This window comes from Nocardioides nitrophenolicus (assembly GCF_016907515.1).
Classification (GTDB): domain Bacteria; phylum Actinomycetota; class Actinomycetes; order Propionibacteriales; family Nocardioidaceae; genus Nocardioides; species Nocardioides nitrophenolicus.
The window spans coordinates 2,315,907-2,336,192 of record NZ_JAFBBY010000001.1 but is presented as its reverse complement, the minus strand read 5'-3'; the positions used below and the strand labels follow the sequence as shown (position 1 = coordinate 2,336,192).

The following is a 20,286-nucleotide window of genomic DNA, read 5'->3' as shown; positions in this document are numbered from 1 at the left end:
TGCATGCCCCTGCCCCGCTGACGCCAGGAGGACCGCCGTGTCCCAGCCCCCGCACCACCCCGACGACCTCTGGCGCCGCGGCCCGGTCTGGACGGCGAGCGAGCGTCCCTTGGCGCGCTACGTCGCCCGCCCGCTGCGCGAGTTCCTGCACGTCGAGTCGGCCGGCTCGGTGCTGCTGCTCGCCGCCACCGTGCTCGCGCTGCTCTGGGTGAACCTGCCGTTCGACGGCTGGGCGTCGGCCTACGACCACTTCTGGCACACCCCGCTCGCGCTCGAGATCGGGGACTGGCGCATCGAGGAGTCGCTCCAGCACTGGGTCAACGACGGGCTGATGACGATCTTCTTCTTCGTCGTCGGCCTGGAGATCAAGTACGAGCTGGTCCACGGCGACCTGCGCGACCCCCGCACCGCCGCGCTGCCGATCGTCGCCGCGGTCGGCGGCATGGTCGTGCCCGCGCTGGTCTACGTCGCGGTCGTCGGCCGCGGCGAGGGTGCCGCCGGCTGGGGGATCCCGATGGCGACCGACATCGCCTTCGCGGTCGGCGTGCTCGGGCTGCTCGGCCGGCGGATCCCCTCACCCGCCCGGCTGTTCCTGCTCACCCTCGCGATCGTCGACGACATCGGCGCGATCCTGGTGATCGCGGTCTTCTACACCGACGAGCTCTCCCTCGGCTGGCTGGCGGGCGCGCTCGGCCTGCTCGCGGTGATGACGGTGCTGCGGGCCGCGCGGGTGTGGGCGATCCCGGTGTACGCCGTGCTCGGCGTCGGCGTCTGGTTCGCGCTGCTCCAGTCCGGCGTGCACGCCACCCTCGCCGGTGTCGCCGTCGGCCTGCTCACCCCGGCTGTCGCGCTGCTGCGCCCCTCGGTCGCCACCGAGTACGCCGTCGAGGGGCTGCGCGACAACGACCTCGACGCCGAGGAGCTGCACCGGCTGCGCTTCCTCATCGGCGAGTCGGTGCCCGTCGTCGAACGGCTGCAGACCCGGCTGCACCCGCTGTCGTCGTACGTCGTGCTGCCGGTGTTCGCCCTCGCCAACGCCGGTGTCGCGCTCGGCGACGGCGTCCTCGGCGAGGCGCTACGCGCGCCGGTGGCGCTCGGCATCGCCGCCGGCCTGGTGCTCGGCAAGCCGCTCGGGATCACCCTCGCCTGCTTCCTCGCCGTCCGGCTCGGCCTGGCCCGGATGCCCGACGGGACGTCGTGGCCGCAGCTCGTCGGCATCGGCGCGGTCGCCGGGATCGGGTTCACCGTGTCGCTGTTCATCGCCGGGCTGTCCTTCCCCGGCTCGGACCTGCTCACCGCCGAGGCGAAGGTCGGCATCCTGCTGGCATCGCTGCTCGCCGCGGCGGTGGGGGTGGCCCTGCTGTTGATGTCGGGACGCGGCGCTCAGAACGGGACGGCCGTGGCCAGCAGCCCCGACGCCTCACCTCGCCCGGAGAGCACCCGGCAGAACTGAACCGCGTCGAGCTCGAGCTCCTCGCCGCCCTCGCCCGCCGACCACGCGCCGCCAGCGGGGCCGGTGAGGGTCAGCCGGTACGGCCGGCCGTGGCGGCTCGCCCACTCGGCGACCACGTCGGCCACGATCCGGCCGTCGTGCTCGGCGGTGAGCGTCATCGGGACGCCGGTCGCCTCGGCCACGTCGCTGCGGTGCATCCAGGTGTCGCGGGTCAGAATCACGTCCACGAGGTAGCCGAGCGACCAGCTCTCCGGGACGCCCGCCACGTCCTGCGGTACGCCGATGTCGCGGCGCCGGAGGAGGCCGGGGGTCATCCGGCGACCACGTGCGGCGCGGGGCCCGACCCGGCGCAGGTCGTCGGTGAGCCGGCGTGCGTCGTGGTCCGCGCGCTCCCTGACCTGCACGTCGGTCAGCGCGTCGATGAAGGCGATCCGCTGGGCGGCCGCGTCCCGGCCGGCGATCCGGCGTTGGCGGATGCCCTCCCGGACGCCGGCGGCCATCTCCGCCATGCCGACGACGTGGGCGGTCATCTGGCGCACGTCCCACAGGGTGCAGGCGGTCGGGCGGGTCCAGGCGCTCGGCTCCAGGCCGGCGACGGCCGCGGTGTAGGCGGCGTACTCGTCGGCGGCGAGGGTCATGGCGGTGCTGCGGTCCAGCGCGGGCCGGCGCAGGGCCGCCCGGTTCGACGATCCGTTCATGGTGGTGCTCATTTCCTGGTCAGTGCCGTGCGGCGGGCCGGGCTCCTCTCGGGCAGGGGCGGGACCCCGGCGGCGTCCGCGAACATGTCGATGGCCCGGTCGAGCAGCCGCGCGTAGCGGTCCCCACCCGGGTCGTTGGCGAGCTGCTGGTCGATCAGGCCGCTGATCAGCGCGATGTAGATGTCGACGTCGGCCCGGTCCGTGACGCCCTGCGCGGCCAGCAGGACGACGCACCGGTCGAGCACCCGCACCGCCGGCGCGTAGGACGCGGGTGTCGGCTCGAAGCCCGGGATCGTGCGCTGGTTCATCAGCTGGTGCCGGGCCAGGTCGGCGACCGCGTAGTCGAAGAAGTCCCGTGCCAGGTGGCGCAGCGCCGCTCGCGGATGCTCCGGCAGGCGGTCGAGCTCGCGCGTCGCGTGCTCCTCGAAGTCGGCCCACGCCTCGCCGTACATGGCGTCATAGACGGCGTTCTTGGAGTCGAAGTGGGAGTACAGCGACGGTGGCTGCATCCCCACCGCGCGGGCGATGTCGCGCAGCGTGATGCTGGCGATCCCCACCTCGCGGGCCCGGGCCCACGCGGCGTCGAGGATCTCGCGCCGGGTTGCCGCACGTCGTTCGGCGATCCTATTGCGAGTCGGATTGCCTACCATGATTAGGAGAGTGCGCCTCGATCGTCCTGCTGTCAAGAGGGCCGCGGTGGGGCAGGATGCGGGCATGGAAGGCCGCGCGCTCGACCGTCCCCCGCGCCGCGAGCGGTGGGCCTTCATGGTGCCGCTCACGGTCAGCCTCGCGGCCAACGACCTGACCGCGCTGGACGCGGTCGGCCGGGTGCTGATCGTCGTCCTCGGGGTGGCGGCGGGCGCGGCCTGGCAGCTGCTCTACCGCCGCGACCTGGTCGCCAGGCTCACCCTCCCCGTCGGCGCCGCGCTGGTCGCGGTGCTCGTCCAGGCGGTCCAGGGCGAGCCGATCACGCTCGGCGAGCCGGGCACGGACACGACCGCTCGGCTGACCTACGCCCTCGCGGTCCTGGGCGGCCTGCTCGCCACCGAGCAGGTCCTGCGCCGGCGCGAGGAGCGCCGTGCCGAGGGGCCGGGGCGTGGCACCATGCCCCCATGGGCAGCGTCGACGACTACCTCGCCGGACTCGACCCCGACGACCGAGCGGTGATCGAGGGGCTCTACGCGATCGTGCGGGAGATGGTGCCCGACGCGAAGCAGGGCACGGGCTACGGCATGCCGGCGCTGGTCCACCGCGGCAAGCCGCTCGTCTCGGTGATGCGGGCCAAGAAGCACATCGGCGTCTACCCGTTCAGCGCGGACGCGGTGGCGGCCGCGGCGCCGCTGCTCGAGGGCTACGACGTCGAGAAGGGCACCATCCGGTTCCAGCCCGAGCACCCGTTGCCCGAGGCAGCGATCCGCGCCTTCGTCACGGCCCGGCTCGCACAGATCGACGGCTGAGCGCGGCTCATCAGGCTCAGTCGCGGGGGAGCACCTGCGAGGAGCCCAGGAACCGGGTCACGCTGATCCGCAGCGCCACCCGCGTGGGGTTGGGGCGGGGCTCCCGGTAGCGGGCGGCGTACCTCTCGCAGGCGCGGGCGACGGACGCCGCGTCGGACAGCACCTCCGCGGTGCCGATGATCGTCGACCAGCGGGCGCCGTCGACCTGGCTGACCGCGAGGCGGCCGTCGCGGCGCAGGTTGGCGGCCTTCTGCGAGCCGCCGTCGGTGATCACCCACGCGCACTCCCGCTCCGGGTCGAGCACCGCGCCGACCGCGACGGCATGGGGCGCGCCGTCGCGGTCGAGGGTGCTGAGCGTGCAGAGGTGGCGCTCGGTCCAGAACTGGGCCAGGGGTGCGGGCAGGGCGGTCCAGGTGACGGGGTGCAGCACGGGCACGGCAGGTTCCTCCTTGGACATCCACCCGGGTGCGATGATGCAGGCGACCTGTGACGATCCATACCGACACTCGGGAGAACGCGATGGGCATCTTTCGTCAGCAGGCGGGCGAGACTCGTGAAGACTACGTCCGTCGTCACTGGAACCGCTCCGGTGTCGTCGCCAACGGCGTCACCCTGGTCGATCTCTACGACCGGATCCGGGCGCTCGAGGCGCGGGTCGCGGAGCTGGAGGGCCAGGGCGCCCACGATGGGTGAGCCGGACGCCGACGCCGGCCTCGACCGCCTCTTCGCCGACGGCGCGGCCGTGGCCGCGGCGCGCGTGTTCGCCGAGGTCTTCGCGCCCGGCGCCAAGGCGGTGCAGTCGTTCAAGGAGGTCCGGGCCAAGGTCGCGGCGCTGGGCGGGCTGACGCAGCGGACCCGGTTCCTCACCACGACCGCGATGGCCGAGCCCACGTATGCGGTGGGCCTGGAGATCGTGCTGCGGTGGGAGCACGCCTACCTGGCGGCGCGGATCCCGGTCGACAGCCAGGGCCTCCACGTCGTGCTCCTGCGCGAGGGCAGGAGCGCGCAGCAGGCCCCGGATCCGTACGCCGCCGCGCTGGCCGCCCTCCGCACGTCCGGCCGGGACTGATCCCGACCGGACGGCCCACGCGCGCGGATCGCTCAGCGGCCGCGGACCAGCTTCCCCGTCGCGACCGCCGACGAGCCGCCGTCGACCTGGACGCTCACCCGCACCTTCGCCGCACGCTTCCGGGCGAGCGCGAGCCGGCCGGCCTTGGTCAGCCTGACCTTCACCACGGCGCTCACGCCGGCGCCGAGGGCGTACCTGCCCTTGGCCAGCACCGGTCCCTTCCGCTTCCCCTTGGTCGTCGCCCGGATCGTCACCTTGCCGGCGCAGGGTGCGGTGGCGCAGGTCAGGCTGAGTCGCGCCTTGCCCTTCCTCACCTTGAGCCGGGTGCCGTCGAGCGCGACGGCCGGGGTGGTCAGGCCGGCGATCCGGAGCACCCGGCCCGACCCGAAGTAGTCGCCGTCGAGGACGAACAGCGAGCCGTCCGGCCCGAAGTCGAGGTCGATGTGCCTACCGGCCGCGGCGGGGTCGAGCTGAACCCGGAGCACCTGGACCAGCTGGCCGTCGGTGGTGAACTCCTGGATCCGGTCGGTCTTGTCGACCACGAACAGGGTGCCGCGGGGTGAGACCGTGAGGGACTCCGCCTCGTTGAACTGGCCGTCGGCCGTGCCGAACTGCCCCCAGCGCCGGGTCTCGGTCCCGTTGGCGTCGTAGGAGATCACCTGCTCGAGGTGCTGGTCGATGACGAAGAAGCGCCCGTCGGGCGCGGCGGCGACGGCCTGCTGCTGGGCGAAGACGCCGGGGGCGTTGTGACTGCCTCGCTTCCAGAGCCGGGCGCCGGCGGCGTCGTACTTGGCGCGGTACTCGTCGTGCCACCCCGTGCGGACGTCGGACTCGAAGAGATACGCACTGCCGGAGGAGTCGAGGGCGAGGTCGCTCGGGTTGAACTCGGCCTGGCCGTCCTGCTCGCCGCGGGGCGCGTAGCTGCGCAGCACCGCGCCACTCGGGCCGAGCACCCGCACCGCGGGTCCGTCGGCGTCGAGCTCGGGATCGACGACGTGGGCGTTGCCGGCGGCGTCGACGTCGATCCCGTCGACGAACTCACCGGGGGGATCGATCAGCGCGAGCTGCTGGCCGCTCGGGTTGAACCGGCTCACCAGGCCGCCGTCCCGGGTCACCCAGACGTCCCCGGTCGGGGAGACGGCGAGCTGGAGCGGCGATGCGACGGAGAACGAGCCCACCACCGCCCATCCGGCGGGGGCCGCGGGCTGCGCGGCCGCCGGTCCGGCCGCGAGGCCGGCGGACGAGAGTCCGCCGCCGATCAGTGCGACGGCGAGCAGCGGGAGTGTGGCGCGGCGGGACATGGTCGATCACCCCTCGGTCGGGTCCGGCAGAGCAGACCGGCGCCCGGGCCACGGACAGCCGACGGCCCATCGTCGGGGACGATGGGCCGTCGTGGGGCTGCTGCGGCGCCTTGCTTCGCAGAAAGGCGATGCGAGGGGTCAGTCCTCGGTGGAGGTGGCCTGGCCGGCGGAGATCAGGTCCATGATCGAGGCGTCGGCGAGGGTCTGGGTGTCGCCGACCGTGCGGCCCTCGGCGACGTCGCGCAGCAGGCGGCGCATGATCTTGCCCGAGCGGGTCTTCGGCAGCTCGGGGACGATCATGATCTGCCGCGGCTTGGCGATCGGGCCGATCTCCTTGCGGACGTGGTCGGAGAGCTCCTTCACGATATCCGCGCCGCCGTCGCCGGCCTCGTTGCGGAGGATGACGTAGGCGACGACCGCCTGGCCGGTGTCGGGGTCCGAGGCGCCGACCACGGCGGCCTCGGCGACCTTCGGGTGGGAGACCAGGGCGGACTCGATCTCGGTCGTGGAGAGCCGGTGGCCGGAGACGTTCATGACGTCGTCGACCCGGCCCAGCACCCAGATGTCGCCGTCGTCGTCCTTCTTCGCGCCGTCGCCGGCGAAGTAGAAGCCCTCCTTCTTGAAGCGCGACCAGTAGGTGTCGACGTACCTGTCGTCGTCGCCCCAGATGGTGCGCAGCATCGAGGGCCACGGGGAGGTGACCACGAGGTAGCCGCCCGAGCCGTTGGGCACGGAGTGGCCCTCGTCGTCGACGACATCGGCCTCGATACCGGGGATCGCGGTCATCGCTGAGCCGGGCTTGCCGGCCGTGACGCCGGGCAGCGGGGAGATCATCACCGCGCCCGTCTCGGTCTGCCACCAGGTGTCGACGACGGGGGTGCGGTCGCCGCCGATGACGTGGCGGTACCAGACGTAGGCCTCCGGGTTGATCGGCTCGCCGACCGAGCCGAGGATCCGCAGCGACGACAGGTCGTAGCGGTCGGGGATCTCGTGGCCCTGCTTCATGAACGAGCGGATCGCGGTGGGCGCGGTGTAGAAGAGCGTGACCTTGTAGTCCTGGATGATCTTCCACCAGCGGCCCGGCTCGGGGGAGTCGGGCGTGCCCTCGTAGAGCACCTGGGTCACGCCGTTGGCGAGCGGGCCGTAGACGATGTAGGAGTGCCCGGTCACCCAGCCGATGTCGGCGGTGCACCAGTAGACGTCGGTCTCCGGCTTCAGGTCGAACACCGCGTGGTGGGTGTACGCCGCACCGGTGAGGTAGCCGCCGGTCGTGTGCAGGATGCCCTTCGGCTTGCCGGTCGTGCCGGAGGTGTACATGACGTAGAGCGGGTGCTCGGAGTCGAACGCCTCGGGGCTGTGCTCGCTCGACGCGCCGTCGACGGCGTCGTGCCACCACACGTCGGTGCTCTCGTCCCAGGCCACGTCCTGACCGGTACGCCGGATCACGAGCACCTTCTCGACCACGTCGGTCTTGGTGCGGGCCTCGTCGACCGCCGGCTTGAGCGCGGAGGCCGTGCCGCGGCGGTAGCCGCCGTCAGCGGTCACGACCACCTTGGCCTGGCAGTCGTCGAGCCGCGAGGCGAGCGCGTCGGCGGAGAAGCCGCCGAACACCACGGTGTGGGGGGCGCCGATCCGGGCGCAGGCCAGCATCGTGACCACGGCCTCGGGGATCATCGGCAGGTAGATCGCGACCCGGTCGCCGGCGCCCACGCCGAGGTCGGTGAGCGCGTTCGCGGCCTTGGAGACCTCGTCCTTGAGCTGGGCGTAGGTGAGGTCGCGGGTGTCGCCCTCGGGCTCGCCGACCCAGTGGATCGCGACCTTGTCGCCCCGGCCGGCCTCGACGTGCCGGTCGACGCAGTTGTACGCCGCGTTGAGCCTCCCTCCGACGTACCACTTGGCGAAGGGCGGGTTGTCCCAGTCGAGGACCCGCTCCCACTTCGTGTCCCACGACAGCCGCTCGGCCTGCTCGGCCCAGAAGCCCTCGCGGTCCGCCTTGGCGGCGGCGTACGCGTCGGCCGTCACGTTGGCGGCAGCGGCCAGCTCGGCGGGCGGCTCGAAGCGCCGGTCCTCCTTCAGCAGGTTGGCGAGGGTCTCGGCTGTCTGGTCGCTCACGGTTCTCTCCTGATCGATTCGGGTGCCACAGGTCACATTAGGGCCCACGGGAAGTGTGGTCACCAGGGGTTGCACGAGGGTTGCTCGTGCCGGAGGCCGGGACGGGTTCCCCGTCCCGGCCTCCAGGTCGCGGGGTCAGTGCTGGACGGCCTGCTCGGCGCCCGCGCCGGTGAGCGCGCGCACCTCGAGCTCGGTGAACCGCTCTTGAGCGGACGGCTCGTGCGAGGTCACGGTGCCGAGCCAGCCGAAGAAGAAGCCGAGCGGGATCGAGATGATCCCGGGGTTGCTCAGCGGGAACCAGGACCAGTCCGCGCCGGTCACCAGGGCGGTCTCCGAGCCCGAGACGACGGGCGAGAAGAACACCAGCCCGACCGAGGCCAGCAGGCCGCCGTAGATGCCCCAGGTCGCACCACGGGTGTTGAAGCGCTTCCAGAACATGTTGTAGACGATCGCCGGGAGGTTGGCGGAGGCCGCCACCGCGAAGGCGAGCGCGACGAGGAAGGCGATGTTGAGCTTCTGGGCCGGGATCGCCAGCGCGATCGCGATCACGCCGATCACGGCCGCGGCGATCCGGGTCACCTTGATCTCGTCGTGCTCGCTCGCCGTACCGCCCTTGACCACGCTGTTGTAGATGTCGTGGGCGACCGAGGTCGACGAGGTCAGGGTCAGGCCCGCGACGACGGCGAGGATGGTCGCGAACGCCACCGCCGCGATGAAGGCGAGCAGGATCGCCCCGCCGGTAGACCCGGCGCCGCCGCCGACCTCCTCGGCGAGCAGGGGCGAGGCGAGGTTGCCGCCGGACGCGGCGACCTCGGCCGCCTTGTCGCCCTTGAGCATCGCGGCCGCGCCGAACCCGAGGACCAGCGTGAACAGGTAGAACACGCCGATCAGGCCGATCGCCCAGAGCACCGACTTGCGGGCGTCGCGCGCCGTCGGGACGGTGTAGAAGCGGATCAGGATGTGCGGCAGGCCCGCGGTGCCGAGCACGAGCGCCAGGCCGAGGCTGAGGAAGTCGATCTTGCTGGTGGTGTCGATGCCGTACTTCAGCCCCGGCTCGAGGAAGGCCTGGCCCTTGCCGGTGTTGGACGCGGCGGTGCCGAGCAGCTCGGACAGGTTGAAGTGGAAGTGCGCGAGCACCAGGACGACGATCAGCGCCGAGCCCACCATGAGCAGGATCGCCTTCACGATCTGCACCCAGGTGGTGCCCTTCATGCCGCCGATGGTGACGTAGAAGATCATCAGCGCGCCGACCCCGATGATGGTCAGGTTCTTCAGCGCCTGGCTGTCCGCGCCGAGCAGGAGCGCGACCAGCGCGCCCGCGCCGACCATCTGGGCCAGCAGGTAGAAGATCGACACCACGACCGTCGACGTCGCCGCGGCCATCCGCACCGGGCGCTGCTTCATCCGGTACGCCAGCTGGTCGGCCATCGTGTACCGGCCCGAGTTGCGCAGCATCTCGGCCACCAGCAACAGGGCGACCAGCCAGGCGACGAGGAAGCCGATCGAGTAGAGGAAGCCGTCGTACCCCGAGAGCGCGATGGCGCCGGAGATGCCGAGGAAGGACGCGGCCGACATGTAGTCGCCGCCGATCGCGAAGCCGTTCTGGATGCCCGAGAAGCTGCGGCCGCCGGCGTAGAAGTCGGCGGTGCCGGACGTCTGCCGGCTCGCCCAGATCGTGATCCCGAGGGTGAGTGCGACGACGGCGAGGAACAGCAGGGTGGTGAGCAGCTGGTGGTCCATCAGCGCTCACCCCCCTGGTGGGCGACGTACCGCGCGTCGAGCTCGCCGGCCAGCGGGTCGAGGCGGGCGCTGGAGTAGCGCGCGTAGAGCCAGGCGATGAGGAAGGTCGTGGCGAACTGCAGCAGCCCGAACACCAGGGCCACGTTGACGTTGCCGACGACCTGCTTGCTCATGAAGTCGCCGGCCCAGTTCGAGAGCACGACGTAGAGCAGGTACCAGCTGAGGAACGCGAGGGTCGCGGGGAACACGAAGCCGCGGTAGCGCCGCTTCAGCTCGGTGAACTCCGGCGAGGCGTGGAGCTCGTCGTACACGGGGTCATGGCGTGCAGCCATGTCATGGGGCGAGATGTCGGACGTCACGACGGGCCTCCTCGGATGGGGATGTGACGGGGGTCACGGACGTTCCGACGCTAGGAGCGAGCGCGCTTACGCCGGGAGGGGTGCGGGCGGGCTGCGCGACGAGTGGGCGCGGGTTGTCGGTCAGCGGTCGGTACGACGCGACGAACGGTCGGCCACGGCTGTTCACCTCGGGGACAACCGGCCGCCACCGGGGAGGAGTTGGCTGGGCCGGCTGGCTTCCTCCCATCGCCTCACTGAAAGAGCCACCTCTGATGACCGCTTCTCGCCGCACCATGCTCGCCGGCGGTGCCGCCGGCGTCGGCTTCGCCGTCACCGGCGCCATGCCCTCCCTCGCCCAGGCCGCGCCCGGGCAGGGCCACGACGACCGGGGCCGTGGCCGGGGCCGCGGCGCCACCCCGTTCCCGCCGCTGCAGGACGACCCGGCCGGCGTGCTCGCGCTGCCCGCCGGCTTCGCGTACGCCGTCGTCACCCGGGCCGGGGTCACCCGCCTCGACGAGGGCGCCCTCACCCCCAACGCCCACGACGGCACCGCCGTGTTCTCCACCGGCCGTGGTCGCTACCGCCTCATCCAGAACCACGAGCTGAAGGCCGGCTCGCCGCTCGGCGTACCCCACATCGCGGGGACGGTCTACGACGAGGGCGCGATCGACGCCGGCGGCTGCACGGTCATCCGCACCGACGACCGGGGCCGCAACCTCGGCGAGACCGTCGGCATCTCCGGCACCTCGACCAACTGCGCCGGCGGGCCCACCCCGTGGGGCACCTGGCTGACCTGCGAGGAGACCGAGGACCGCGCCGGCAAGACCTGGAGCGGCAACGGCAAGAGCGGCACCTACGCCAAGGACCACGGCTACGTCTTCGAGGTCTTCCACGACGGCCGCACCAACCCCAAGCCGATCAAGGCATTCGGCCGCTACGCCCACGAGGCGCTCGCGGTCGACCGGGCCCGCAAGCACGTCTTCCTCTCCGAGGACGCCTCCGGCCCGAACGGCCTGTTCTACCGCTGGACCGCCCCGCGCGGCGTCGAGCTCGGCCCCGACCTCGCCGACCGGCTCGCCGACGACGCCGGCGTGCTGGCCGCGATGCAGATCCTGATGCCCGACGGCTCGGTCCTGCCCGACGTCGCCTACCTGACCTCGGCCCAGCTCGGCCTGCCCTTCCCCGTCCGCTGGAAGCCGGTGCCCGACCGCGACGCCCGCACCGTCTCGACCCGCAAGCAGTTCGCGGACGGCGAGGTCACCCGCGGCAAGAAGTTCGAGGGGGTCTGGGGCACCGACCGCGGCGTGTACGTCGTCAACTCCTACGCCTTCTCCGACGGCGACCTGCCCGCGGACGCCGTCCCCCACGACGGGATGGTGTGGTTCTACGACTACAAGGACGAGACCATCCAGCTGGTCAGCTACTTCCCGCACCAGAAGACCGCCGCGTCCGGCGCCGCCGCCCGCTACGACGACCTCACCTTCGACGGCCCCGACAACGTCACCGTCACCCCGTGGGGCTCGCTCGTCCTCGCCGAGGACGGCAACGGCGCCTCGCACGTGCTGTCCGCGACGCCGTACGGACCGACCCAGGCGATCGCGCGGAACATGCTCAACGACTCCGAGTTCACCGGGCCGACCTTCTCCGAGGACGGCAAGGTGCTGTTCGTCAACATGCAGACCCCCGGCCTGACCTTCGCGATCACCGGGCCGTGGGAGAAGTACCTGGGCTGAGACCCGGGTTCCGCTGGGCGAGAGCCCGGTGCGTCGGCGGCGTTCTGGCGACTAGCGTCGTGGGAGCCGATCGCACCGGGCGATCAGCCCTGCCCCGGGAGCCGCGGTGTCGATCCGAAGCCTCAACCACGCCGTCCTGTTCGTCTCCGACGTGGAGCGCAGCGTCGCGTTCTACTGCGACGTGCTCGGCTTCGAGAGGCTGCCCTTCGACTTCCCCGGCGGCGCCTTCCTGCGCGGCGCGAAGTCCGCCAACGACCACGATCTCGGCCTGTTCCAGGCCCGCTCGCCGCGCTCCGCCGACGGTGCGGTCGGGCTGTACCACCTCGCCTGGGAGGTCGAGACCCTCGCCGACCTGGCCGCCGCCCGCGACCGGCTCGCGGCCGCCGGCGCCCTGACCGGCATGGCCGACCACGCCAGCACCAAGGCCCTCTACTGCCGCGACCCCGACGGGATCGAGTTCGAGCTGACCTGGCTGGTCCCCGACGCGCGCCTGCGCGAGGAGCTGGTCCCCGGCGTCGCGCCGACCCGGCCGCTCGACCTCGACGCCGAGATCGCGACGTACGGCGCGGACACGCCGGGCGGGCCGCGGGCCGACCTGGCGCTGATGGTGGAGCTGTTGGGGCGGGCGGGGTAGCGGCGCCACCGCTGTAACACGCGGTCCACCCGACTGGTCGCCACTTCTCAGCAGAAACCGGCCCGAAATCGCGGCCGTTCCGCTGACAGGCGCCGAGTAGTGGGGTGGACGCCGTGTTACAGCGGGACGTGACGTGCGCCACCCGGCCCGGGGTGGCACATCCTTCCCTCGGTCTGTTTAGGTTAGGCTTACCTGATCTCGGACCGAGGAGTACTTGTCGTGCCCCAGCTCCCGCTGCACCACGTGTTCCACCCTGACCACGCCGACCACTATGCCGCCACCCTCGGCGAGGGTCTCGACCACCTGCTGCGCCAGCTGAAGGGAGTGGCGGGCCCGGCGACCGGTACGACGCCCGCCCAGGCCGCCGAGCGGGTCGCGGCCGTCGACCTCGACCGGCCGCTGGGCGACACCGGGCAGGTGCTCGCGGAGATCTCGCGGCTCTGGCTCGACGACGCGGTGTGGTTCCACGAGCCGTCGTACGCCGCCCACCTCAACTGCCCGGTCGTCGTCCCGGCGCTGCTCGCCGAGCTGTTCGTCGCGTCGGTCAACAGCTCGCTCGACACCTTCGACCAGAGCGTCGGCGGCACCTTCATCGAGCGGCGGCTCGTCGAGTGGACGGCGGCGCGGATCGGCTACGGCGAGGGCGACGACCCGGACGGCGTCTTCACCAGCGGCGGCAGCCAGTCCAACCTCCAGGGCCTGCTGCTCGCCCGCGGCCGCCACGAGCGGGTGCCGGCCGAGCGGCTGCGGATCCTCGCGTCGGCCGAGAGCCACTTCTCGGTGCAGAAGTCCGCGCGCCTGCTCGGGCTCGGCGACGAGTCCGTGGTCAGCGTGCCGACCGACGAGCGGCACCGGATGGACCCGGCGGCGCTGGAGCGCTCGCTGGCGGCGTGCGCCGATCTCGGGCTGCGGCCGATGGCGATCGTCGCGACGGCGGGGACCACCGACTTCGGCGCGATCGACCCGCTCGACCGGATCGCCGACCTCGCCCGCGCGTACGACGCCTGGCTCCACGTCGATGCCGCCTACGGCGGGGGACTCCTCGTCTCGCCGACCCGCCGCGCGCGTCTGCACGGGATCGAGCGCGCGGACTCGGTGACGATCGACTTCCACAAGACCTTCTTCCAGCCGGTCTCCTCCAGCGCGATCATCGTCCGCGACCGCGCCACGCTGCGCCCGGCGACCTGGCACGCCGACTACCTCAACCCGCGCGAGGCCACCAACCCCAACCAGGTCGACAAGAGCCTGCAGACCACCCGCCGCTTCGACGCGCTCAAGCTCTGGGTGACCCTGCGGACGATGGGGCCCGATCTCCTCGGTGAGTACGTCGACGCCGTCGTCGACCTCGCCGGCCGGGTCCACGAGCGCCACCGCGACCACGCCGACCTCGCGTTCGCCGCGACGCCGGAGCTGAGCACGCTCGTCTTCCGCTACGTCCCCCCAGGGCCGCCGATGGACGAAAAGGAGAGCGCTGCTCTCAACACCGCCATCCGCGAGGACCTCTACGCGTCCGGACGGGCGATGGTCGCCGCGACGAAGGTCGACGGCGTGCAGCACCTCAAGCTCACCCTGCTCAACCCGATGGCGACGGTCGAGGACATCTCGGGCGTCCTCGACCTCGTCCGGGCCACGGGTGCGCGCCTCGCCCCCCGGCCGGTGCTGGAGGCGGTCCGGTGATCACCCACGACCTCGTCGGCATCGGCCTCGGCCCGTTCAACCTCGGCCTCGCCTGCCTCGCCGACCCCTTGCGTGGCAGCGACGACCTCGACGGCGTCTTTCTCGAGGCGCGCGACCGCTTCGACTGGCATCCCGGGATGATGCTCGACGACGCGACCCTGCAGGTTCCGTTCCTCGCCGACCTGGTCACGATGGCCGACCCCACGTCGCGCTGGTCCTTCCTCAGCTATCTCAAGCAGACCGGCAACCTCTACCCGTTCTACATCCGCGAGAGCTTCTACCCCCTGCGCCGCGAGTACGACGACTACTGCCGCTGGGCCGCCGAGCGGCTGCCGTCCGTGCGCTTCGGCCAGCAGGTCACGACCGTCGAGCACGACGGCACGGCGTACGTCGTCACCACCGGCACCGGCGAGACCTTCCGCACCCGCCGGGTCGTGGTCGGCATCGGCACCTCGCCGCGCATCCCGGCGCCGCTGCTCCCGCTGGTCGAGCACGGCAGCCAGGTCACCCACTCCGCCGACTACCTCGCCCGCAAGGCCGAGCTCCAGCAACAGGACACGATCACCGTCGTCGGCAGCGGCCAGAGCGCCGCGGAGGTCTACGCCGACCTGCTCGCCGAGGCACCCGACCACGGCTACGAGCTGGTCTGGCTGACGCGCAGCCCGCGGTTCTTCCCGATGGAGTACACCAAGCTCACCCTGGAGATGACCTCCCCCGAGTACGGCGAGTACCACCGCGCGCTCCCGCTGGAGACGCGCGACCGGCTCGCCCGCGAGCAGCGCCACCTGTTCAAGGGGATCAGTGGCGACCTGGTCGACGCGATCTTCGACCTGCACTACCAGCAGCGGGTCACCGGCGCCGGTCCGCGCACGACGCTGCTCACCAACACCGAGGTGACCGGCGCCCGCCCGCTGCCCGGCGGGACGGGCAGCGAGCTCGACCTGCTCCACGTCGAGACCGGTGAGCCGTTCTCGCTGCGCACGGGGGGAGTCGTGCTCGCGACCGGCTATGCCCCTACCCAGCCGGCCTTCCTCGACGGCGTCCGCGACCGGATCCGGTACGACGAGCGCGGCCGCTACGACGTCGCCGGCGACTACTCCGTCGACGTCCACGGCGGCGAGGTGTTCGTGCAGAACGCCGAGGAGCACACCCACTCGCTGCTCGCACCCGACCTCGGCATGGGCGCCTACCGCAACTCGGTGATCCTCGCCGCGATCCTCGGCCGCGAGGTCTACCCCGTCGAGAAGCGGATCGCGGTGCAGACCTTCGGGGTCCCCGACCACCTGCGGAGCGTGTCGTGATCACCCTCGAGCCCCTCGACGTCGCCCGCGACCTCGACCTGCTGCACGCCTGGGTCACCCACCCTCGCTCGGTCTACTGGATGATGCAGGGCGCGAGCCGCGACGACGTGTGCGCGGAGTACGCCGCGATCGTCGCCGATCCCCACCACCACGCCTGGCTCGGCCGGGTCGACGGCCGGCCCGCCTTCCTCGCCGAGACCTACGACCCCGCGCACTCGCCGTTGGCCGGACTACCCGAGCTCGCCGACGGCGACCTGGGCATGCACCTGCTGGTCGCACCCCCGACGGGCGAGCCCGAGCCGGGCTTCACGAGCCGCGTGTTCGCGGCGGTGCTGGCCCACTGCTTCGCCGATCCCGCCGTACGACGGGTCGTCGTCGAGCCCGACGTGCGCAACGACGCGATCCGCGCCAAGAACGTCGCGGCCGGGTTCGTCGAGCTCCGCGAGATCCCTCTCGGGGGCAAGACCGCGATGCTGTCGACCTGCACCCGCGAATCCTGGCGAGCCGCCGCGATACTCCCTGCCCAAAAGCACCTCCCACGCGGCGCCGACGGTGCTTTTGAGCAGGGACTATCGTCAACGGCCGACCACCTCACCCCCGAGCTGATGGAGCGCGCCCAGCGGCACCTCGTCGCCAAGGCGCTGGGGGAGTTCGCGCACGAGCGGCTGGTCACGCCGGTGCCGGTGCCGGGGGAGGAGCGCTGGCGGGTCGACGCGGGCGACTCGTCGTACACCTTCGCGGCGCGGCGCCACCTGCTGGAGCACTGGGTCGTCGATCCCGCCTCGATCGAGCGCCGCCGCGACGGTGTCCCGGCCGCGCCCGACGCGCAGGAGCTGATCGCGGAGCTGGCGCCGGTGCTGGGGATCCCGGCCACGCTGCTGCCGACCTACCTCGAGGAGATCGCCGCGACGCTCGCCGCCGGCGCCTGGAAGCTGCGCCACCGGCGGGTGCCGGTGGCGCGGCTGGTCGACGCGGGCTACCAGGAGCTCGAGTCGGCGATGACCGAGGGCCATCCCGCCTTCGTCGCCAACAACGGGCGGATCGGGTTCGGCCTCGACGACTACCGCGCCTATGCTCCCGAGACCGGGAGCGCCGTACGCCTGCACTGGGTGGCCGCGCGCCGCGACCTGACCCGGCTCTCGCTCGCGGCCGACGGCAGCGAGGAGACGCTGTACGACGGCGAGCTCACGCCGGAGGTGCGCGACCGCTTCGCGGGGCGGCTGCGCACGCTCGGACTCGACCCGGCCGACTACCTCTACCTGCCGGTGCACCCGTGGCAGTGGCAGCACAAGCTCGCGATCACCTTCGCGCCGGACGTCGCGCGGCGCGACCTCGTCCACCTCGGCGAGGGGGACGACGAGCACCACCCGCAGCAGTCGATCCGCACCTTCTTCAACGGAAGCCGGCCCGAGCGGCACTACGTGAAGACCGCGCTCGCGATCCAGAACATGGGCTTCGTCAGAGGACTCTCGCCTGCCTACATGGGGGCGACGCCCGCGATCAACGACTGGGTCCAGTCGGTCGTCGCGGCCGACGACGAGCTGCGCGGGTGCGGCTTCGAGGTGCTGCGCGAGCTCGCGGCGATCGGCTACACGGGGGATGCCTTCCACCGCACGGCCGAGCCGTCGCCGTACCGGAAGATGATCGCGGCACTGTGGCGAGAGAGCCCGGTCCCGCGGCTCCCCCGGGGGGAGCGGCTCACCACGATGGCCGCGCTGCTGCACCGCGACGCGGACGGCGAAGCGCTCGTCACCGCGTGGATCAAGGCGTCCCCGGTGGACGCGGCGACCTGGGTTCGCGCGTACCTGCGGGCCTACCTGCGCCCGCTCGTGCACTGCCTGTACGCCTACGACCTGGCGTTCATGCCGCACGGCGAGAACCTGCTGCTGCGGCTGCGCGACCACGTCCCGGTCGGCGCGTTCATGAAGGACATCGGCGAGGAGGTCGCCGTGATGGGCGACCTGCCGCTGCCCGCCGAGGTGGAGCGGATCCGCGGCGCCTTCCCGGACGACGTCAAGGCGCTCGCCGTCCACACCGACGTCTTCGACGGTGTGCTGCGCTTCGTCGCCGCGATCCTGGACGACGACGGGGTCCTTCCCGAGGCGGAGTTCTGGGCGATCGCGCGGGCGACGATCGAGGAGCACGCCGCCGACCACCCGGAGCTGGCCGAGGCCGCGGCGCGCTACGACCTGCTCCGCCCGGAGTTCCGGCACAGCTGCCTCAACCGGCTCCAGCTGCGCAACACCCTCCAGATGGTGGACCTGACCGACCAGGCGGAGTCGCTGATCTTCGCCGGCACCCTCGCTAACCCGGTCGGGGCGCGACCGTGATCGTGCGCGACAGCCACGGGATCCCCAGTGTCTTCGGGGACTCCGTGCTCGCCGTCGCCCGGGAGCAGGGCCGGGCCACCGCCCAGGACCGGCCCGGCCAGCTCGAGGTCGAGCGGCGCCGCGCGGAGGGGACCTGTGCGGAGCTGTTCGGGGAGCCCGCGCTGGAGTGGGACGTGCTGGCCCGCCGCGCGCTGCTCGTCGACCTGGCCCGCCGGGCGTACGCCGCACTCGCGCCCGAGAGCCGGGCCTTCGTCGACGCGTACGTCGACGGCGTCAACGACGTCCTCGCCCGGCGCTGGCAGCCGTGGACGCCGCTCGCGGTCTTCGCGGTGCAGCACCTGCTCTTCTCCGGCTTCCCCAGCCAGCTCTGGCGGCGCCACCTGGCCGCCACGGCGGGCGAGGAGTGGCTGCCGCTGTTCCGCACCGAGGGGCTCCCCGGCGGCAGCAACGCCCTCGTGGTCGACGGCAGCCGCACCGCGAGCGGGCTGCCGATCCTGGCGGGCGACCCGCACCGGGTGATCGAGGCGCCAGGCTGCTACGCGCAGGTGCGCCTGGTCTGCACCGACCCGCGCGACGCCTTCGACGTGAGCGGCCTGGCCTTCGTCGGCGTCCCGGGCGTGCCGCACTTCGGCCACGCCGGCGACGTCGCGTGGGGGATCACCAACGCCGTGGCCGACGACGAGGACGCGTACGTCGAGGAGCTGGCCCGCCACCGCGGCGCGGTCATCGCCCGGGGCGGGTCCGGCTGGGAGCCGGTCGCGCGCCGGGTCGAGCAGGTGCGGGTGCGGGTCGGCGAGGACAGGTACGACGTGCGCGAGGTCGAGGTGTTGGTCACCGACCGCGGGCCGGTGGTGCTCGGCGGCCCCGGTGAGCCGGCGACGTACAGCCTGCGCACGCCGGCGTACGTGCTCGGCGACCTCGGCCTCGACGCCCTGCTGCCCCTGCTGCGCGCCCGCACCACCGCCGACGTGACCGCCGCCTTCACCGGCTGGGTCGCGCCCGTCGACAACCTGGTCGTCGGCGACCGGCACGGCGCCACCGAGCACCGGGTCGTCGGCCGGGTGCCCGAGCGCGGGCCGGACCGACGCTGGACCGGCGGCTGGGTGGCCCCCCTGCCCCGGCGGACCGGGCCGGTGCTGGTCACCGCCAACGACCGCGCCGCGGCGGACTTCGACCGGATCGGCGCCGACTTCGCACCCCCGCACCGCGCCCGCCGGATCCGCGAGCTGCTCGATGAGCAGGCCGCCGCCGGCCCGCTCACCCCGGAGTCCGTCGCGGCCGTGCTCGCCGACGACCGGCAGACCGCGGGCGCCGCGCTGCTCGACACGATGGCCACGCTCGTCGACCTCGACGGACCGGCCGCCGCGCTGCGCGAGCGCCTGCTCGGCTGGGACCGCCGGATGGCCGCGACCAGCGTCGACGCCGCCCTCTTCGCCCGGGTCCGCGCGGCCGTCGTCGACGGTCTCGCCGCCGCCCCCGTCCTCGCCGGCGTGGACGTCTCCCCGCACGGCGACCTGCTCGCACCCTGGTTCGACCTGCGCGGCCGGATCCGCCTGTGCCTGCCCGTGATCCTCGCCGCGGACAAGCCGTTCGGCGTGGACGTGCTGCAGCTCGTCGCCGAGGCGCTCGCCGAGGTGGCGGCTCAGCCGGAGCCCGCTTCGTGGGGGAGCGCGCATGTCGGCGTACCGCTCACGGCGCACCAGCAGTTCGGCCTCGCCGCCCCGGACGGCGCCGCCCCGCCGTACCTGCCCCTCGCCGGGGACGACGACTGCGTGCTGGCCACCCGGGCCGTCGACGGCGCCGGACCCTGCGTGCACGGCCCGGTGGCCCGCTGGGTCTGGGACCTCGCCGGCGCGAGTCGCTGGGTCGTCCCGCTCGGCGCCTCCGGCGACCCGTCCTCACCCCACCACCACGACCAGCTGGCGGTCTGGGCCGCCGGCGGCACCCTTCCCCTGGAGCAGCCATGACCGTCCACGTCCGTCCCGTCGACCCCGCCGCCGACGCGGCCGTGCTGCACGCCTGGGTCACCCAGCCGCGCGCGGAGTTCTGGGGCATGAGCGACCACTCGGTCGAGGACGTCACGCTCGTCTACCGCTTCGTCCAGGACCAGGCGCACCTCGCGGCGTACCTCCTCCTCGTCGACGACCACCCCCTCGGGCTGCTCCAGACCTACGACCCCGCCGTGGACGAGATCGGCGAGTGGTACGACCGCGCCCCCGGCGACGTCGGCGTCCACCTGCTGCTCGCCGACGACCCTCGCCGCGCCGGCCGGACGCCCGCCGTGATCGCCGCCGGGCTGGACTTCGTCGCGCAGCTGCCGGGCTGTCGCCGGCTGGTCTTCGAGCCGGACGCCCGCAACACCGCCTCGACGGGCCTGCTGGAGCGGCTGGGCTGCACCCGCGGGCCACTCGTCGAGCTGCGCACGAGCATCGCCGAGAAGCCC

General features: G+C 72.8%; 18 protein-coding genes and 1 pseudogene. 12 read left to right on the top strand and 7 right to left on the bottom strand.

The window, feature by feature from the left end:
• The first annotated feature begins 37 nt into the window (after nt 1-37).
• Nucleotides 38-1,453, top strand: coding sequence for a Na+/H+ antiporter NhaA (gene nhaA, locus JOD66_RS11440; RefSeq protein ID WP_204837002.1), 1,416 nt, complete (start codon nt 38-40; stop codon nt 1,451-1,453).
• On the opposite strand, the gene JOD66_RS11435 is transcribed toward nhaA, so the two are convergent.
• Entirely contained in the window at nt 1,384-2,151 is a 768-nt protein-coding gene (locus tag JOD66_RS11435; RefSeq protein WP_204837001.1) for a maleylpyruvate isomerase family mycothiol-dependent enzyme, read from the bottom strand. The genes nhaA and JOD66_RS11435 overlap by 70 nt on opposite strands.
• Before the next feature lie 8 nt (nt 2,152-2,159).
• Nucleotides 2,160-2,801: a TetR/AcrR family transcriptional regulator gene (locus JOD66_RS11430; protein WP_204837000.1), complete on the bottom strand. Its 642-nt coding sequence runs from the start codon at nt 2,799-2,801 to the stop codon at nt 2,160-2,162.
• A gap of 64 nt (nt 2,802-2,865) precedes the next feature.
• On the opposite strand from JOD66_RS11430, the gene JOD66_RS11425 reads away from it, so the two are divergent.
• Nucleotides 2,866-3,318: a hypothetical protein gene (locus JOD66_RS11425; RefSeq protein ID WP_204836999.1), complete on the top strand. Its 453-nt coding sequence runs from the start codon at nt 2,866-2,868 to the stop codon at nt 3,316-3,318.
• Nucleotides 3,264-3,608: an iron chaperone gene (locus JOD66_RS11420; protein WP_204836998.1), complete on the top strand. Its 345-nt coding sequence runs from the start codon at nt 3,264-3,266 to the stop codon at nt 3,606-3,608. Before JOD66_RS11425 ends, JOD66_RS11420 begins: the two co-directional genes overlap by 55 nt.
• Before the next feature lie 16 nt (nt 3,609-3,624).
• Here the strand turns inward: JOD66_RS11420 and JOD66_RS11415 are convergent, their stop codons facing one another.
• Entirely contained in the window at nt 3,625-4,044 is a 420-nt protein-coding gene (locus tag JOD66_RS11415) for a pyridoxamine 5'-phosphate oxidase family protein (protein ID WP_307823449.1), read from the bottom strand.
• A gap of 83 nt (nt 4,045-4,127) precedes the next feature.
• On the opposite strand from JOD66_RS11415, the gene JOD66_RS11410 reads away from it, so the two are divergent.
• A complete protein-coding gene (locus JOD66_RS11410) occupies nt 4,128-4,301 on the top strand; it encodes a hypothetical protein (RefSeq protein ID WP_204836996.1) in 174 nt (57 codons plus the stop codon).
• Nucleotides 4,294-4,677, top strand: coding sequence for a hypothetical protein (locus tag JOD66_RS11405; RefSeq protein WP_204836995.1), 384 nt, complete (start codon nt 4,294-4,296; stop codon nt 4,675-4,677). Before JOD66_RS11410 ends, JOD66_RS11405 begins: the two co-directional genes overlap by 8 nt.
• 32 nt (nt 4,678-4,709) lie before the next feature.
• Here JOD66_RS11405 and JOD66_RS11400 read toward each other — a convergent pair whose 3' ends face one another.
• The 4 genes from JOD66_RS11400 to JOD66_RS11385 all read right to left on the bottom strand — a co-directional run bounded on the left by JOD66_RS11400 (nt 4,710) and on the right by JOD66_RS11385 (nt 10,189).
• Nucleotides 4,710-5,978, bottom strand: a complete 1,269-nt coding sequence (locus tag JOD66_RS11400) for an NHL repeat-containing protein (RefSeq protein ID WP_204836994.1) — start codon at nt 5,976-5,978, stop codon at nt 4,710-4,712.
• 138 nt (nt 5,979-6,116) lie between these two features.
• Entirely contained in the window at nt 6,117-8,090 is a 1,974-nt protein-coding gene (gene acs, locus JOD66_RS11395; RefSeq protein ID WP_204836993.1) for an acetate--CoA ligase, read from the bottom strand.
• 135 nt (nt 8,091-8,225) lie between these two features.
• Nucleotides 8,226-9,830, bottom strand: a complete 1,605-nt coding sequence (locus JOD66_RS11390; protein ID WP_204836992.1) for a monocarboxylic acid transporter — start codon at nt 9,828-9,830, stop codon at nt 8,226-8,228.
• Nucleotides 9,830-10,189 (bottom strand): DUF485 domain-containing protein, encoded by a 360-nt coding sequence (locus JOD66_RS11385; RefSeq protein WP_307823446.1) that lies wholly within the window; start codon nt 10,187-10,189, stop codon nt 9,830-9,832. Before JOD66_RS11385 ends, JOD66_RS11390 begins: the two co-directional genes overlap by 1 nt.
• Before the next feature lie 251 nt (nt 10,190-10,440).
• On the opposite strand from JOD66_RS11385, the gene JOD66_RS11380 reads away from it, so the two are divergent.
• The 7 genes and pseudogenes from JOD66_RS11380 to JOD66_RS28370 form a co-directional block, all read left to right on the top strand.
• Nucleotides 10,441-11,901, top strand: coding sequence for an alkaline phosphatase PhoX (locus JOD66_RS11380; protein WP_204836991.1), 1,461 nt, complete (start codon nt 10,441-10,443; stop codon nt 11,899-11,901).
• Nucleotides 11,902-12,007: 106 nt separating this feature from the next.
• The gene (locus JOD66_RS11375) at nt 12,008-12,535 is read left to right on the top strand and encodes a VOC family protein (RefSeq protein WP_204836990.1); all 528 of its coding nucleotides are present in this window, start codon (nt 12,008-12,010) and stop codon (nt 12,533-12,535) included.
• A 219-nt stretch (nt 12,536-12,754) separates the two neighbouring features.
• Nucleotides 12,755-14,212 carry a pyridoxal phosphate-dependent decarboxylase family protein gene (locus JOD66_RS11370; protein ID WP_307823445.1) on the top strand — a complete coding sequence of 486 codons (1,458 nt, stop codon included), beginning with the start codon at nt 12,755-12,757 and terminating at the stop codon, nt 14,210-14,212.
• Nucleotides 14,209-15,513 (top strand): lysine N(6)-hydroxylase/L-ornithine N(5)-oxygenase family protein, encoded by a 1,305-nt coding sequence (locus tag JOD66_RS11365; protein WP_204836989.1) that lies wholly within the window; start codon nt 14,209-14,211, stop codon nt 15,511-15,513. Before JOD66_RS11370 ends, JOD66_RS11365 begins: the two co-directional genes overlap by 4 nt.
• The gene (locus tag JOD66_RS11360) at nt 15,510-17,843 is read left to right on the top strand and encodes a GNAT family N-acetyltransferase (protein WP_204836988.1); all 2,334 of its coding nucleotides are present in this window, start codon (nt 15,510-15,512) and stop codon (nt 17,841-17,843) included. The genes JOD66_RS11365 and JOD66_RS11360 overlap by 4 nt, the downstream gene beginning before the upstream one ends.
• On the top strand, nt 17,840-19,810 hold the full coding sequence (locus tag JOD66_RS11355) for a penicillin acylase family protein (protein WP_204836987.1): 1,971 nt from the start codon (nt 17,840-17,842) through the stop codon (nt 19,808-19,810). Before JOD66_RS11360 ends, JOD66_RS11355 begins: the two co-directional genes overlap by 4 nt.
• Nucleotides 19,807-20,247, top strand: a pseudogene (locus tag JOD66_RS28370) (GNAT family N-acetyltransferase); the annotation flags it as partial. The gene JOD66_RS11355 and the pseudogene JOD66_RS28370, both read left to right, overlap by 4 nt.
• Nucleotides 20,248-20,286: the final 39 nt, after the last annotated feature.

Excerpts from the sequence above, each read along its gene's own strand:
- JOD66_RS11400 (WP_204836994.1), bottom strand. The coding sequence starts at position 5,978 with ATGTCCCGCCGCGCCACACTCCCGCTGCTCGCCGTCGCACTGATCGGC.
- JOD66_RS11410 (WP_204836996.1), top strand. The coding sequence starts at position 4,128 with ATGGGCATCTTTCGTCAGCAGGCGGGCGAGACTCGTGAAGACTACGTC.
- JOD66_RS11435 (WP_204837001.1), bottom strand. The coding sequence starts at position 2,151 with ATGAACGGATCGTCGAACCGGGCGGCCCTGCGCCGGCCCGCGCTGGAC.
- JOD66_RS11390 (WP_204836992.1), bottom strand. The coding sequence starts at position 9,830 with ATGGACCACCAGCTGCTCACCACCCTGCTGTTCCTCGCCGTCGTCGCA.
- JOD66_RS11420 (WP_204836998.1), top strand. The coding sequence starts at position 3,264 with ATGGGCAGCGTCGACGACTACCTCGCCGGACTCGACCCCGACGACCGA.
- JOD66_RS11405 (WP_204836995.1), top strand. The coding sequence starts at position 4,294 with ATGGGTGAGCCGGACGCCGACGCCGGCCTCGACCGCCTCTTCGCCGAC.
- JOD66_RS11430 (WP_204837000.1), bottom strand. The coding sequence starts at position 2,801 with ATGGTAGGCAATCCGACTCGCAATAGGATCGCCGAACGACGTGCGGCA.
- JOD66_RS11380 (WP_204836991.1), top strand. The coding sequence starts at position 10,441 with ATGACCGCTTCTCGCCGCACCATGCTCGCCGGCGGTGCCGCCGGCGTC.
- JOD66_RS11425 (WP_204836999.1), top strand. The coding sequence starts at position 2,866 with ATGGAAGGCCGCGCGCTCGACCGTCCCCCGCGCCGCGAGCGGTGGGCC.